Origin of the sequence: Phaeodactylibacter xiamenensis, assembly GCF_965229835.1 — a bacterium.
GTDB classification, from domain to species: Bacteria; Bacteroidota; Bacteroidia; order Chitinophagales; family Saprospiraceae; genus Phaeodactylibacter; species Phaeodactylibacter xiamenensis.
Genome location: NZ_OZ245931.1, coordinates 6,080,668 through 6,095,950 on the forward strand (window position 1 = coordinate 6,080,668; position 15,283 = coordinate 6,095,950).

7 protein-coding genes and 1 riboswitch are annotated in these 15,283 nt (G+C 53.9%); of the genes, 1 reads left to right on the forward strand and 6 read right to left on the reverse strand.

The genetic code is table 11. The features are described from left to right. Positions 1-104: 104 nt before the first annotated feature. The gene (locus ACO08I_RS23150) at positions 105-2,804 is read right to left on the reverse strand and encodes an ATP-binding protein (protein WP_421947248.1); all 2,700 of its coding nucleotides are present in this window, start codon (positions 2,802-2,804) and stop codon (positions 105-107) included. Between the two features lie 62 nt (positions 2,805-2,866). Then, entirely contained in the window at positions 2,867-4,264 is a 1,398-nt protein-coding gene (locus ACO08I_RS23155) for a hypothetical protein (RefSeq protein WP_421947249.1), read from the reverse strand. Between the two features lie 194 nt (positions 4,265-4,458). Between ACO08I_RS23155 and ACO08I_RS23160 the strand changes: the two genes are divergently transcribed. Next, positions 4,459-9,369 carry a DUF7619 domain-containing protein gene (locus tag ACO08I_RS23160; RefSeq protein ID WP_421947250.1) on the forward strand — a complete coding sequence of 1,637 codons (4,911 nt, stop codon included), beginning with the start codon at positions 4,459-4,461 and terminating at the stop codon, positions 9,367-9,369. Between the two features lie 33 nt (positions 9,370-9,402). Here the strand turns inward: ACO08I_RS23160 and ACO08I_RS23165 are convergent, their stop codons facing one another. From ACO08I_RS23165 to ACO08I_RS23180, 4 genes are all read right to left on the reverse strand, one after another. Continuing rightward, positions 9,403-11,565: a hypothetical protein gene (locus tag ACO08I_RS23165; protein WP_421947251.1), complete on the reverse strand. Its 2,163-nt coding sequence runs from the start codon at positions 11,563-11,565 to the stop codon at positions 9,403-9,405. Positions 11,566-11,694: 129 nt separating this feature from the next. Continuing rightward, positions 11,695-12,333, reverse strand: coding sequence for a peroxiredoxin (locus ACO08I_RS23170; RefSeq protein WP_421947252.1), 639 nt, complete (start codon positions 12,331-12,333; stop codon positions 11,695-11,697). 88 nt (positions 12,334-12,421) lie between these two features. Beyond that, a complete protein-coding gene (gene metX, locus ACO08I_RS23175; RefSeq protein ID WP_421947253.1) occupies positions 12,422-13,534 on the reverse strand; it encodes a homoserine O-acetyltransferase MetX in 1,113 nt (370 codons plus the stop codon). Between the two features lie 58 nt (positions 13,535-13,592). After that, positions 13,593-14,915, reverse strand: coding sequence for an O-acetylhomoserine aminocarboxypropyltransferase/cysteine synthase family protein (locus ACO08I_RS23180; protein WP_421947254.1), 1,323 nt, complete (start codon positions 14,913-14,915; stop codon positions 13,593-13,595). 224 nt (positions 14,916-15,139) lie between these two features. Continuing rightward, positions 15,140-15,258: riboswitch (SAM riboswitch) on the reverse strand. Between the last annotated feature and the right edge of the window lie 25 nt (positions 15,259-15,283).

Consider the following 15,283-nt stretch of genomic DNA (forward strand, 5'->3'; position numbering starts at 1 on the left):
TATAAGTATTTGATAATCAGTAGTTAGATGAGCGGGTTGTGCACGTGTTTTTTATGGTGTTTTGCTGATATGTCGCGGTTTTGCACTTATGTAGCATAAGGGGATTAGCTGATCTGACTGGGCGGGTGCCCGAAGAGGTCCTTAAAAGAGCGGGAGAAATGCGCAAGATTGGGCATCCCCACCTGATGAGCGACTTCTGAAACGTTGCCGGCCTTAGCCTGCAGCAACCGATAGGCCTCCCGCAGCCGGAGCGTGCGGACAAAAACAGAAGGCGACTGATCTGTGAGGGCTTTGATTTTGCGGTGGAGCTGGCTCCGGCTCATGCCTACTGCCCGGCCCAGGGCTTCGATGCTGAAGTCTTCTTCATCGAGTTGGCTCATCACCGCCTGTTCTACCTTTTGGAGGAATGCAGTATCGGCAGGGTTTTCAGTTTCTACCGGAGCGGGGCTATCCTTCAAAGATCTGGCAAACTTCTCCCGCAGCTGCCGCCGCTGTTGAATCAACTGCCCTACGCGGATGCGGAGCTCTTCTGCGTCGAAGGGTTTGGTCAGGTAGGCATCTGCGCCGGTGAGCAGCCCCGTGCGGACATCTTCCTGGTCTGCCAGGGCGGTCAGCAGGATAACCGGGATGTGGCTACTGCGCTCATCCGACTTAATCGCCCGGCAAAAGTCAAGCCCATCCATACCCGGCATGCGCACATCTGAGAGGATCAGATCGGGCAGTTGCTCCTGCGCCATTTGCAGGCCGGTTTGCCCTTCTGCGGCTTCGATAATCTGGTATTGCTCCTGAAGTTGCTCGCGGATGTACTGCCGGAGCTCCGGGTTGTCCTCTGTGATAAGGACCATGGGCTGCCCGTTGTCAGGGCTTATTGGTGTAGCCTGTACTACTGCTGAAGCTGGCGTTGCTTTCTGAAAAGGGATGGACAAAACAAAGCGGGTACCCTGTCCGACCTGGCTTTCTACCTGAATGTCTCCGCCCATAAAATGTACCAGCTCCCGGGTCAGGGCAAGCCCGATGCCAGCGCCCTCTTGCCTGCCTTCAGGTTGCCCCTGGTAAAAGCGCTCGAAGATATGTGACAGCTGCCCGGGAGGGATGCCAGGCCCGCTGTCTTGTACCTCTATGCGGACCATGTATTGATCGCCATTGGGCTTCGTCCGGAGCTTCAGGCTGACCTGGCCGCCATCGGGAGTGAATTTCAAGGCATTGCCCAACAGGTTGTTCAGTACTTTTTCGATTTTGTCTGCATCAAGCATGACGAGGGTGCCCTCTTCAGGGAGGTGGGTATGCAGGCGGATGTGTTTTTGTTCTGCCATGCTCTCAAATGCGGCGGCTGTGAGTGCAGTCATACGGGTGAGGTCACGTTGCTCAAGCCGCTCAGGCATTGCCCCGCTTTCGAGCTTTGAGAGGTCGAGCATTTGGTCGGCAAGGTTGAGCAGACGCTCGCCCTGCCGCCGCATTCTGGCCAGGGTGTTGGCTTCTGCCCTTCGCTGCCCGGTTTCCATATCCCGTAGCGGCCCAAGCAGTAGGGTAAGCGGAGTACGGAACTCATGGCTGATGTTTGCAAAGAAGTTAGACTTTAGTTCACTCAGTTCCCGCAGGCGGTTGGCTTCCGCCTGCTGGAATTTGAGCTCCAGTGCCGTTTGCCGGGCTTCTTCCTGCTGCCGTTTGCGCCAAAATAAGAAAGCCCCGCCGAGCAGCAGGAATCCCAGCAAGCCTCCAAACAGCAATCGGTTGCGGCGGTTGGCTTCCTGTTCCAACTCCAGTTGCTGCTGAGTGATCCGGGCTTCCTTTTCCTGTGTCTGATAGCGCACGGAGAGTTCTGACAGGTCGCGTTGGTGCCGGAGAGCCGTCAGGGAATCCTTGAGCTGTGTGAAGGTGTCAAGTTGGGAAAAAGCTTGCTCAAAGTCTCCACTTTCCTGATAAAGTCCGGAAAGAAAGAGGTGGATACTGCTTTCTTTTTCGAGGTCGCCAAAACTCTGTGCTACCGTCAGTGCCCGTTTTGCATAGTAAGCGCTGCTGTCCGGCTCGCCCAGTGCCTGTTTCATGTCGGCAAGCGCGTAGAAGTTGTAGTACCGGCCTACCTTATTGGGGCCGAACCCGATACGCTCAGCCTGCTGGAAATGGTACTGCGCACTGGGATAGTCTTTAGCGTATAGGTAGACCGAAGCGAGGTTGTTGTGGATATTAGCAAGGTACTTGTCCTGCCCGTACTGCTCGGCGGCTTCCAGGGTAGCCCTGGCGTAGTGCAGCATGGAGTCGACTTCCTGCATTTGTTCGAAAAGTACTACAAACTGGTTGAGGGCAAAAATGATGTTGGGCGCCTCAGCAGCGCCCTTCCGGGCGTAAAACTGGTAAAAGGCATCGAGGTATTTCCGGGCCTGCCCGTATTCGCCCATATCCTGGTAGATGAGGCCGATTTCCAGCCGGGTGTCCATCCGCCGGCGGTCATCGCCCAACTCCTCGAAGCGCTCTAGTGCCTGCAGGAAGTAAGTCATAGCCTGCTGCAGCTCCCGTTTGTCGTAAGCCGCAGCGCCCAGTTGGTAAAGGCTGCGGGCTGTGAGTGACGGGGATTGCAGGTCTTCCGCCAGGGCATAAGCGCGCCTGGCCCACTCCCATGCAGTATCGGTTTGCAGAAACGACCACTCGTCACAGAGGGCGAGGGCAGCTTCGATGCCTACAGAGTCCTTGTTATGCTGGTAAAAGACCTGCTCAAGGCTATCTGCTGCCTGGCTCTGGGCCACAAGCCAACCGGGCATCAGCACCCCGGCCAGGAAAAGTATCCGCAAATAGGCAAGTCTTGTCATCGGTGAGTGGGTAAGAAACTGTGAATTTAAGCAAGGTGGAGCCAATTTGCAACCCGGATGGGTTATTGGGTGCGTTCCAATGCACGGAGCAGCCACCGGCGTTCGGTTAGTGGGGTGGTGTTTTCAATAGCGGCCTTCAGGGTACGGGCGGTAGCCTTGTCTCCGGGCTTGAGCCGGAGCAATCGGAAGGTCAGCTGTACAATATTCCGGTAGTTTTGCTGATGATAGCTCATTTTCCGTTTTCGGCGCAAAAAGCTGCGCATAGTCTGTAGGTGATACTCCAGCAAATCGTACTCGTCGAGTTCAAAATAGCACTTTAAGAGTAAAGTACGGGCGACCAGGTTATTAATAAAGTCCCGGTAATCGGCCTGCTGCAGATGGGTGATCGCCTGAGCGTAATCTTTTCGGGAAAAAGCCAGCCGGGCGGCATTAAGGCTATAGGCCGCCTGCCGCTGATGTGGGGCAAGCTTGGGCCGGTAGGTTTCGAGAAAATGGGCAGTCCAGTCCAATTCCTGAAGCCGCAGGGCGATGCCGGCGATGTTATTGTAGGTGAACCTCGAGAGTACCCCGTTTTCGAGCAGCAAGTCTGTTTCCAGCCCTTTTTTGTAGAGCTCCAGGGCTTCCCGCAGGTAGCTGTCGGCAGTACGGTTGATCTGCCGGATACAGTAGTTGATGCCCAGCAGGAAAAGGTCCCGCAGTTCTTCCACTGGGAAGTGCCCGATAATGCGGAACAGCCAGTCCCGGAACGCTTCGAAGTGAGCCGACTCCTCCGGTGCTTTCAGCATCCGGTAGCAGTTGAGGTAAATGGCTACGGCAGGCTGTTGGGTGTAGGCGGGCTTTAGAGCGAGCTCAAGCAGCAGAGGCTCCAGGGCTACTTTGTACTCTGCCTTGTACACTGCTTCGTGCGCCAGGAGCCAGCAAGCCTGCCGGAGTTTCATGCTGAGAAAAGCCAGGGTCAGAGCGTCTTCCATGGCCTGTAAATTGTGCTCGCGGGTCCGTTCGCGACGCGCCTGATGCTGAAATAAGGCACGCTCCTGCCAGTACAAGGCGAGATGATGCTCCGGATGCTGAAGTGGTGTTTGCTCCAGGGCGCGTTGCTGCTGCCGGTAAGCTTTGGTGAAATGCCGGTCCAGCCCGCGTTGGCGGTAAGCATCCAAAAGCAGGTGGCGGGTGCTTTCCGGGCGGTTGTCCAGTTCCTGATGAAGCAAAAAGTCTTCCAGGCTGCGGTACAGATAGCTCTGTATCAACCGCAGTTGCTGATCGTTGTAGGGCGTATCCGGGAATAGCGCCTGCCAAACCGCTGCCTTGGAGGGCGGTTGTGGCTTTTTCAACAAACATTCGAACAGTGCCCTTAGGTCGGTCCGCTGATTGTGGTAAGGGGAAGCCAGCCACTTTTGGGCTTCCCGCTGTTCCTGTTTGCTAAAAGATTGGACCAGCTCGTACAGGTAGGTCGGCTGCATGGGCGGTTAATTTTGCATATGAAGTAGGAGATAATGCCAAGTTTAAACTACAATTTTTTTTCAAAACGCCTTTTTTTAAGCATCTAAAAAAGATATAGGGTTTAATTCTATTCTACAAATCACAAAAAATGCATTTGCCTTACCCGTGTTTTCTCCCAACATTTGTAACGTGAAATAAAACAAAACCGAATCCCATGCGAAATTTGACCCTGACGCTTGTAAGCCTCCTGTTTGGCGCTATGCCTGTCCTGGCACAGTGCAACCTACAGATTGATACGGTGAGTATCGAGCACCCCTATTGCCCGGATACCCCCACCGGATGGATATTTCTGACGGGGTCAGGAGGTACGCCGCCCTATGACTTTCAGTGGGACAACGGCCTTTTTGGGCCTGAGCAAAATGGCCTTCAGGCAGGTACTTACCAGGTGACCCTGGTGGACGGGGAAGGCTGTACTGCTGAAGAGACAATTGAGCTGTTGGCAGGGCTTACTGCGGATGCGGGGCCGGACCGGAAAGTCTTCTGTGAGCCTGGGGTCGAAATTGGCAGTTTACTGTCGGATCCAGCCCGTATCTGGATTACTGACGACCTGGCACCGATTGAGTTTGTTGATGGAAATGAAGTGCCTCTGGACTTCGAGCTGACTAATGGATACGTGGGTAGCAATCCGCCGACACCACCTTCCCCAAATAATCCCGACGTCCTGCAGTTGGTATTAGGAGGGGTACAGGCACAGGCTGGGGACCAGGTCTGCCTGCCTTTGACAATTGAAAACTTTGTTAATATTCTCGGAACATCCTTTACCCTAAATTACAACCCCGACTTCTTACAATTTTCCTCAATAGCCGATATCAACTCCGGATGGTCGGCGTTTTCAATAGATGACAATATGGGGCTTCCTGAGCCCTTTTCCTCGCTTCCGCAAGGCTTTATAAGTGTGAATTGGTTTCCGGAAGACCTTGCCCCGGTCACTCTGGCTGATGGAGATACACTGTTCCAGGTATGTTTTACCGTACTGGCCTCGCCTCCGGAGCTGGCTTTCCAGTGGGTTGGCCCCAATGGCTTCACCGACGAAACCCCGGCTACAACAGTTTCAGAAAGTGGGATTTATACCCTACGGGTTACAGATGAGAGCTTGCCCGATTGCTGGGCGGAAGATCAGGTGCAAGTGAATTTTGTAGATAGCCTTAAGGTGACGCTAGGGGATACCATTCAATATTGTGAAGACCTTGAATATTTGCTAACCCCTGGAGTAGAGGGAGGCATTGGTGGAAAGGACTATATCTGGAGTAACGGCAGTACAAGTTCCTTTCAGGAAATTACGCCTACGCCCGGAGCAGTTTATGGCGTAACAGTAACCGATGAGAGTGGCTGTGTCGGCCTCGACTCTGTGGTGCTCTTCCCGGCTGAAGCATTGGGGGCAACGAGCCCAAGTATATTGGAGTTTTGTGAGAATGATCCTTTCATCTTTGGAGCTACCGCTACCGGTGGTGTCCCTCCGTATACCTTTAGCTGGGACCCTGGCGGGACAGACAGTACTATTGTCATTGCTCAGTCTGGGAGTTATCATCTCACTGTTACCGACAGCAATGGCTGTGTTGCGTCCACCACCACTGAGGCAATAGCATTGCCTGCTGCCAATGTAGCGCTACCTTTTATTTTGGAGCGGTGCCCGGGTGACATCACTACCCTTACGCCCGAAGTGACCGGAGGGACGCCTCCTTTTATTTATGATTGGAATATCGGGGCCACGACCCCTTCGGTCACCGTGTCCCCTAGCCAATCCACTATTTATACCGTCTCCGTAACGAATGAGGCAGACGGTTGTGTGGGGGTGGGGCAAACGTTGATTGATGTCTCTGGGATCGATACGGACTTCAGCGTTTCGGATTGTAACGACAATGGAACGCCGGCTGATTTGTCTGATGATACCTTTACCTTTACGCTCACCGTTAGCGGAGGTAGTTCAGGAAGTTGGATAGCTGGAATAGGAGGAGAAGCCGAGTCTGGATTATATGATTCAGAATACGTCTTTGGGCCATATCTTGTAGCAGAGGGAGATATACAGGTAGTCGTTAATGACATCAGCAATACCGACTGTACCGCTAGCTTTTTGGTAGCTGCACCGGAATGCACGCCTCCACCTTGTATCTTTGAGTTTGTCACAGCCAATATTCTGGACTGCAACGATAATGACACGCCGAATCAGCCCGATGACGACTATTATGATATCGAGTTCGTCGTTTCGAATAGTACTTCAGCTGGTGAAACCTACCTCTTGGAGCTTGAAAGTGGTGCCTACCAGGGTACCTACGGCAGCCCCTTACTGCTTGAAGAAGTCCCTTTACCAATTGGAGTTTATGATGTGCTGATTACGGATGATGCTGATCCGGAGTGCCAGGCCAGCAGTTCGGTCACAATAACAGGTTGTGGTATTGACTGTAATACGGAAGACTGGATTGTTAACTTCACCACCTTAGACGCCACCTGCTTCGGCACCGCCTCAGGCTGCGTGTCCGTAGAAGTATCCGGCGGTACGCCCCCTTACGTCTTTAACTGGAACTTTGGCGCCACTACTTCAGAGGTCTGTAATATGCCCGCTGGCGTCTACATTGTCTGGATCACAGATGCCAACGGATGCACGGTGGAAGAAATGGTGCTGATCAATGAGCCTCCGCCCTTGCAGGCTGTCATACAGGAAGAACAGGCCCTAAGCTGTGGCTCTTCTTCAGATGGCATACTGTCCGTGTTTGTCACCGGAGGCACACCGCCCTATACTTACAACTGGCCAGACGGAAGTGGCACTTCACCATGGATTGGTTTGCCATCTGGTAACTATACAGTGACCGTGACAGATGCCAACGATTGCTCCATCATTGTAAGCTACACGCTGGAGCCCGGACTTAACGCTGATGCTGGTCCTGAGCAAGAGCTCGACTGTACCACTACGGTTGTTGTCCTGGAGGGCAGCGCCAGTATTGCCGGACCGGACATCTCCTACGCCTGGACTACTCCGGATGGAAATATCCTTTCGGGTGCCAATACCCTGAACCCATTGGTAGATGCCCCTGGAACCTACATCCTGATTGTAACGGACAATAGCCAGCCGGATTGTTTTTCAGAAGACCTGGTTATCGTTACCGAGGACCTCTACGAGCCCACCCTCATTGCGGATTTGATCAGCTGTGATTCTGCCAATCTTTTGTATGCTCCGGCACTGCCCGGAGGCAATCCCATCTGGACCTACCCGGATGGATCAACGGTATCGGGCCAAAATCCAACGGGTACGACACAAAGTGGCATGCATCTTCTCTCCCTGACAAATACGGAGAATGGCTGCATTTACGAGGACAGTGTTCTGGTGGAACTCGATCCTCAAACTTGTACCACCCTAAAAGGCCGGTTGGTGCTGGATACCCTGACAGATTGTATTCCCATGCCCGAAGAGCCAGGCATCAACGGCTGGCTGATAGCCATCAACAACGGGAATGAATTGTACTATGCCGTTAGCCAGGCCGATGGCAGCTACGAGCAGGAGGTGCCGGCCGGCAGTTATGAGGTTTATCCGCTGGTACCGGCCAGCTATTGGCTGGAATGCCAGGACAGTTATATGGTGGACCTGAGCGTACCAGGCAGTATGAGCACAATGGATATCCCAATGCAGGAGCAAGAAGCCTGCCCCGAGCTAACCGTAGACTTTAGTATGCCGCTCCTTCGGGCCTGCTGGACGCGGACGCTCCACATTCAATACTGCAATGAAGGCACGGCGACCGCAACAGATGCCTACGTAGAGGTGACGCTGGATGAGCTTTTTGACTTCCAGTCCGCTACGCTGCCCGTTGCTGGACAAGATGGGCAGACCTTCACCTTTAACCTTGGTGAGGTGCCGGCAAATGCCTGCGGCTACCTGGCGGTCAATTTTGTGGTCAGTTGTGATGCCGTGCTTGGTCAGTCCCTCTGCGCCCAGGCTAAAATCTACCCCAACGACCCCTGTGCACCTCCTGACCCGCTCTGGAACGGGGCAAGCCTGGCTGTGCAAAGCAGTTGCGTGGATGAAGAAGTCCGCTTCACCGTACAAAACATAGGCAGTGGTAATATGGAAGCCCCGGCTGCCTGTATTGTCATCGAAGACGGGGTGATGCTGCTCACCGCTCCGGACTCTCTGGAGTTGGAGGTAGGAGAGGCCTTTGAGTACAGCTTCCCTGCTAACGGTTCCACGTACCGGCTGGAGGTAGAACAAGTCCCCCTGCACCCGGGCAACAGTCAGCCGGTCTCCGTGGTGGAAGGCTGCGGCGAAAATGACGAGGGCAGCTTCAGCACGGGTTTCGTCAATCAGTTTGAGCTGGGCGATACCGATGAGTTCATAGACATCGAATGCCGGGAGGTCGTAGCTTCTTATGACCCCAACGATAAACATGGTTTCCCGAGAGGCTACGGAGAGGAGCATCTGATTGAGCCAGGCACTGCTCTGGAGTATCTGGTGAATTTTCAAAACACCGGCAACGATACGGCATTTTTGGTGGTGATCCGTGATACCATCTCCGAGCATCTCGACATCACTACGCTGCGCCCGGGGGCTTCCAGCCATGCCTATACCTGGGATATTGACGGAGACAATGTGTTGGTCTTCACTTATGAAAACATCCTCTTGCCCGACAGCACCACCAACCTGGAAGGCAGTCAGGGCTTTGTGGAATACAAAATAGAGCAGCGGAACGGCCTGCCTTTAGGAACCGTTAGCGAAAACCGGGCTGCTATCTACTTTGACATCAACGATCCCATCATCACCAATACCACGGTGCATAAGCTTGGTATCGACTTCGTGGAAATCATCAGCGTGGCTTTGGACCTAACATTAGGCGGTGCGAAGGTCCGTATTGCACCGAACCCTGCACAGGAGTACGCATGGCTGACGTTAGAAGGCTGGCCTGCCGGGGCACGGACCTTGGAGCTGTTCAACAGTCAGGGCCAGACCGTTCTGACGCAGGCTTTTTCAGGCGATCAGCTACAGTTGAATCGGGCTGCTTTGCAATCGGGCTTGTACTTTTTCCGGATCAGGACTGTTGAAGGGCATCAAGCCAGCGGACGGCTGATTTGGGGGCAGTAAAACTTGACCGCTGAAGTGTTGGTGGAGGCAGGGTTATTGGTTAAGGCCATAGCCCTGCCAAATCTTGGCCCCTTCCAATACAACCCGCCCTCCGGCATTGCTCCAAAGGTACACCTGTACGTAGTCACCTGTCTGAAGCCCCTCCGGCCATCGAAAATAAAGTGTTGCGGTTTGAACAGGCTGCCAGGCCTGGTGGTAATCATTGAGCGGTAGCCCCTTCCAGTGGACGGTCTCTCCATCCCGATTGACATCAAAGACGAGGGTGCCGCCTTGCCCGGCTTCAAAACGGGCTTCGAGGTCAATGCGCAGCCATTCCGGGGTGTGGTTGGCCATGGTATCCGATAGTGTGGCGGCCCATAGGTTAGCGTACGGATTTTCGCCATCAGCTTCCTGTGCCTTTTGGGATGACCAAATCTGCCTTCTTTCCAAGAGGCGGGGCTGTGCTTCATAGGTATGGTAACTACCCAGGCTGTCGCGAAAATCAAACGTGTATTCCATTCCAGCCAGCGGCAGGCTTTCCGGGCCTAATGAGTCGGGTTGCAACAGGACAAAGGGCTGCTGCTGCCGAAGGAAGGTGCTTAGGTCTCCGAGCTTAGCTGGCTGGGCTTTCAGAGACAGGGCAGGCTGGTCCGGTGGCAGGCTGCCCGGCAGAAGTCCCTGTGCAATCAGCCGAATTGTGGTGTCTGGGAGTAACTGCCGCAGGGTGTCCCGGATAGCAGGATCAATCCTCAACCGGATCGGTGTGTGGTAGGACAATTTTCCACTGTAACTGATGATCTCGCCATTTGCGTAAGCGAAATCTCTTGCTACGCGTAAGGGACGGCTGCTGAAAATATCTACAGTATCGTGCTGGTTCAGGAGCGAGTCCACATTTGCATCCTGAAGATAGGGTATGCCCGCAGCCTCCAGAAAGTACCGCAGCCCGTGGGGTTCGCAGCCCACAATGCCCACCGGTATGCCGGGATTAAAGTAATCGCCTTTATACAGCTCTACTTCCAGTTGCGGCTGGTAATGCCAGGAATAGTACTGATGGGTAAGCCCCTGTGAGCGCCCGCCGAGCTTGATGTCGGCCATTATCTGCGCACTGCTCTCGCTCCAGCTCTGGAAGACCTGGAAAACGCCGTATCCTGCCACCAGGAGCAGGGCTACGACCCCTTGCCAGCGAAAGCGCGGCAGTTCCTTTACCTCTGCCGCAATACCAATGGACAACAACAGGGCAAAGACCGGCACCAACGGGATGAAAATCCGCTTTGGAGCGGTATTGCCAAGGATGTACACCAACAGAAAGGGCAGGACAAGCACCGTGAGCAACAGCAGTGCGCTTTGAGCCTGTGGCAGCCAATGCCTGCGCCCCAGCGCATAGCCCAGTACAGCAAAAGGCAACAGCCACCATCTACCGCTTATGAAGTCACCCAGCACTACCGGGGCATAGTAGGTCAGGTTGCTCCACTTGAAGGGCTCGTAGGTGACGTAGGGATTGTTAAAGACCTGCCCGAAAACCGGTACATAGGCCAGCAGGGCAAGCTTCAGCCCAATGGCGGTGAGCAGGGCGATTTGGAAAGCTTTATTGCGTAAATGCAGCCCGCTGTGGAGCATTTGCCGTACCCAGAATATCCCCCAAAACAGCCCAATAGCCAGGATGAAGTACAGGTTGGACGGTACCGTATACATCAGGGCACCCGCTGAGCCGATGATGCCAAAAGCAGCCTCCCGGCTTCTTTTTTTGTGAAAGCTAAGTGTACTGTACAACAACCCCATAAGCCATAGTGCACTTAAACCATACCCACGGATTTGCAGCGCAAAATTGAGGTAGGGCAGGGTAGTAGCGGTAATGGCTACGGCAAGCAGCCCGGTCAGCGGGCTGAAAAAGCGCGCGCCCAGCTTCCATATGCCCCAAAGTGTTAGCCCGGCGTAGACGAACATCAGCCCGCGCAGCTTTTCGGGGCTTTGCAGCAGGGTGGGAAAGTCCGTTTCGCCAATCAGCAGGAGGTAGAGGCGGTTGAGCGCATTGAAGAGGATGTGGTTGTTGGGTACGTGATAGTCCGTTAGTATAGCCGTGAAGGATGCATAGGCAAAGTAGCGGAGGGTGTAGAGTTCGTCGTTCCAGAAGTCAAGGGCTACGTAGCGCCATTGCAATACGGTGTATAGCAGCAACAGCAGCATGAAAATTCCCGCGGACGTCCCCTTCTTTAGCATGTGGTCAAGTTGTTGAACCCACAAATTACTAACTTCCCGGCAGACCAAAAGAGCGGATTGGCAAACAGAAAACCGGAGCCCCACCCTTAGGTAGAACTCCGGTCTCGTAACCTAAATTCTTATGGTGTATTAGTCCTTATTCGGCTGCGGTGTCATGCGTAGGTAAGGCTTGATTTCCTTGAAGCCTTTCGGGAATTTGTCTTTCGCATCTTCACTGGAAATGGCAGGCGAGATCACCACTTCCTGCCCATCTTCCCAATCTACCGGCGTGGCTACGCTGTAGTTGTCGGTCAGTTGCAGAGAGTCGATCACGCGCAGGATTTCGTGGAAGTTCCGGCCGGTTGATGGCGGGTAAGTCAGCGTCAGGCGGATCTTTTTATTCGGATCGATTACAAAAACAGAACGGACCGTGAATTTCTGGTCTGCTTCCGGGTGGATCATATCGTAGGCCACAGCAACTTTTTTGTCGGAGTCTGCGATGATGGGGAAGTTCATCTTTACATTCTGCGTTTCCTCAATATCGCTGAGCCACTTCATGTGGTCTTCAATCGGATCCACGCTCAGGGCGATCACCTTGGCATTACGCTTGGCAAATTCTTCCTTGAGCGCTGCGGTACGGCCCAGTTCGGTCGTACAAACCGGCGTAAAGTCTGCGGGGTGAGAATAGAGTACACCCCAGCTATCTCCGAGCCATTCGTGAAAGTCAATTTCACCTTCGGTAGTTTGAGCTTTGAAGTTAGGTGCTTCTTCTCCTAATCTGAGTGACATAGGTTATATCGTTTTTGGTGGTTAAGAGTTACGTTTGCAAAATAAAATAAAAGCAGAGGCTATTTCAGTGATGCCAGTCACGACCAGGTCATAATCTCTCTGTTCCCGGCAGCGCCTCCACCGGGCGGAAGCCGAAGCCGTTTTTGGATTGCTCCCGCAGGCGGTATTTCCGTTTTCTATCAATAGCAACGGTTCCTTCCAGGAAGGGTTGAGCCAGGCGGCCGATTTCGGCAAATTCAATGAGAAAACCATCGTGGCCGTAGGTGCTGTCGATGAGCTCGAGCTGTGCCTGTGGTATATGCATGGCCAGCGTCGCCTGCTCTTCGACCGGGAATAAGACATCGGAGTGGATGCCAATGACCAGCGCTTTGGCGTTGATGCGCTCCAGTGCCTTTTCAATCCCACCCCGCCCACGTCCCAGGTTATGGCTGTCCATCGCCCGGCTAAGGGTCAGGTAAGACAGTACATCAAAGCGGTCCACCAGTTTCTGTCCCTGATAGCGTTGGTAGGAAGCGGCTTTGAAGCCATTGCGGACTTCATCGCTGTCCTCTTCCTGGGAATTCTGATAGGTCCGGTAATTACGGTAGGAAAGCATGGCTACCGCCCGTGCCGCTGCCAAACCAGCCGCGCCGGCATTTTCCGCATCCGTATAAAGCGTGGGGTCTGCCTCGATCGCCATGCGTTGGGCCTCATTGAAGGCAATGCCCCAGGGGGAATGCTTCGCGTTGGTAGCCAGCACACAGATGCTACGAAATAGATCAGGGTCGGATACTGCCCATTCCAGCAACTGCTGCCCGCCCATTGAGCCGCCTATGCCAAACTGAATCCGGCTGATGCCCAGATGCTTCTGCAAATGCTGATGGGCTTTGACCATATCCCGGACGGTCAGATGAGGGAAGTCTTTGCCGTAAGGTGCGCCGGTTGCCGGGTTGATGCTGCGGGCATTGGTAGAGCCGTAGCAGGAGCCCAGCATATTGGCACATACGATAAAGTAACGGTCGGGGTCGAGCAGCTTGCCCGAGCCAAACAGGCCCGGCCACCATTCCTCTACCGCCGCATTAGCCGTGAGGGCATGGAAGACCCAGATGACGTTGTCCTTTTTTTTCGAAAGCGTACCGTAGGTTGTATAGCCGACTTGGACGTCCTCTAATTGGGCGCCGTTTTCCAGTTTCAGTGGTTCCGCGATGGTCAGGTAGTTCAAGGTCGTGTTGTTTTGCATCAGGAAAAAAGAGGTGGGGGCACACGGCCCCCAAAATAAATTATGCCAGCACCGGGTCGCCTGCTTCGATTTTGGCGAAAGCCTGCTCGAAATCGCCCCGGATGTCGTCAATGTGCTCAATGCCAACTGAAACGCGCAGCAAGTTGGGCAGTACGCCAGCTGCGAGCTGTGCTTCCTCGCTCAGCTGTTGGTGCGTCGTGGCAGAGGGCTGAATAATGAGGGTCTTGGCATCACCCACATTGGCCAGGTGGCTGACCAGTTGCAGGCTGTCCACAAACTTTGTTGCATTCTCCTTGCTGCCTTTGATGGTGAAGGAAAGGACACCGCCGAAGCCATGTTGCAGGTACTTTTTTGCATTAGCATGTGAAGGGCTGCTCTCCAGTCCAGCGTAGTTGACATGGTCCACCTTAGGGTGTTTTTCCAGCCATTGGGCCAGCTCCAGAGCGTTGTCTACCGTACGCTGTACCCGCAGGCTCAGCGTCTCCAGGCCCTGCAGCAACAAGAAGGCATTGAACGGGCTAAGTGCCGGGCCATAGTCGCGTAGTCCTTCCACCCGTGCCCGAATGGCAAAAGCGATATTGCCGAAAGGCCCATCGGCTCCGAATACATCACCAAATACCAGTCCGTGGTAGCCTTCGCTCGGCTCAGAAAACTGCGGGTATTTGCCGTTGCTCCAGTTGTAGTTGCCGCCGTCTACGATCACCCCGCCAATGCTTGTGCCGTGCCCGCCAATCCACTTGGTCGCTGACTGTACCACGATGTTTGCGCCGTGGTCGAGAGGCCGGAAGACGTACCCACAAGCGCCAAAGGTATTGTCCACCACGAGTGGGATGTCATACTTCTTCGCTACTGCCGCGATGCCCTCAAAGTCCGGCACATTGAAGCTGGGGTTGCCAATCGCCTCCACGTACAGGGCCTTGGTATTCTCATCGATGAGCTTTTCGTAAGCTTCCGGCGATTCGTCGGCTACAAAGCGGGCCTCAATTCCCAGGCGCTTGAAGTTGACCTTGAATTGATTGTAGGTGCCGCCGTAGAGGTTGGCGCTGGAAACGAGGTTGTCGCCGGTCTCCAGAATGTTAGACAAGGCGATGAATTGAGCGGCCTGCCCGGAGGCTACCGCAACCGCAGCCACGCCACCTTCGAGCGCTGCGATGCGCTTCTCCAGGACATCCACCGTAGGGTTCATAATGCGGGAATAGATATTGCCAAACTCCTTGAGCGCAAATAAATTGGCTCCGTGCTCAGAGTCTTTGAACGTATAGGACGTGGTCTGATAAATCGGTACTGCGCGGGAGCGGGTGGTACCTTCTACTTCTTCCTGCCCAGCGTGAAGCTGAAGCGTTTCATAACGATAGTCTGACATGGCTAATGCAAATTTTATAGCGTAATGGTAATGTTTGAAAACAAACAGATAAAGCCAGCCGGGACTGCCCGGAAGGCAGCACAGCAGCAGCGGTTCATCCTGTATAGGGATACAGGATCAACAACAACACATACAACAGCGCATCAAAGGGTGCACAGGTGTAAGGTTCGGTACAGTAGCAGGTAGTAATGTGGAAACGTGAAATGAAGACATTGGATACTCTGATTTTATTTTTCCAATCGCTGCCAGAGGCAACATTTTTTGGCGGGAATTGGCACCTTTCACTTTCGTGCGGTTGCCAGGGTTTCACAGAGCCCGATCTCTCCACCCTTCTTCATAAAATCGCTTCCAAACAGAGGGCTTTCCTC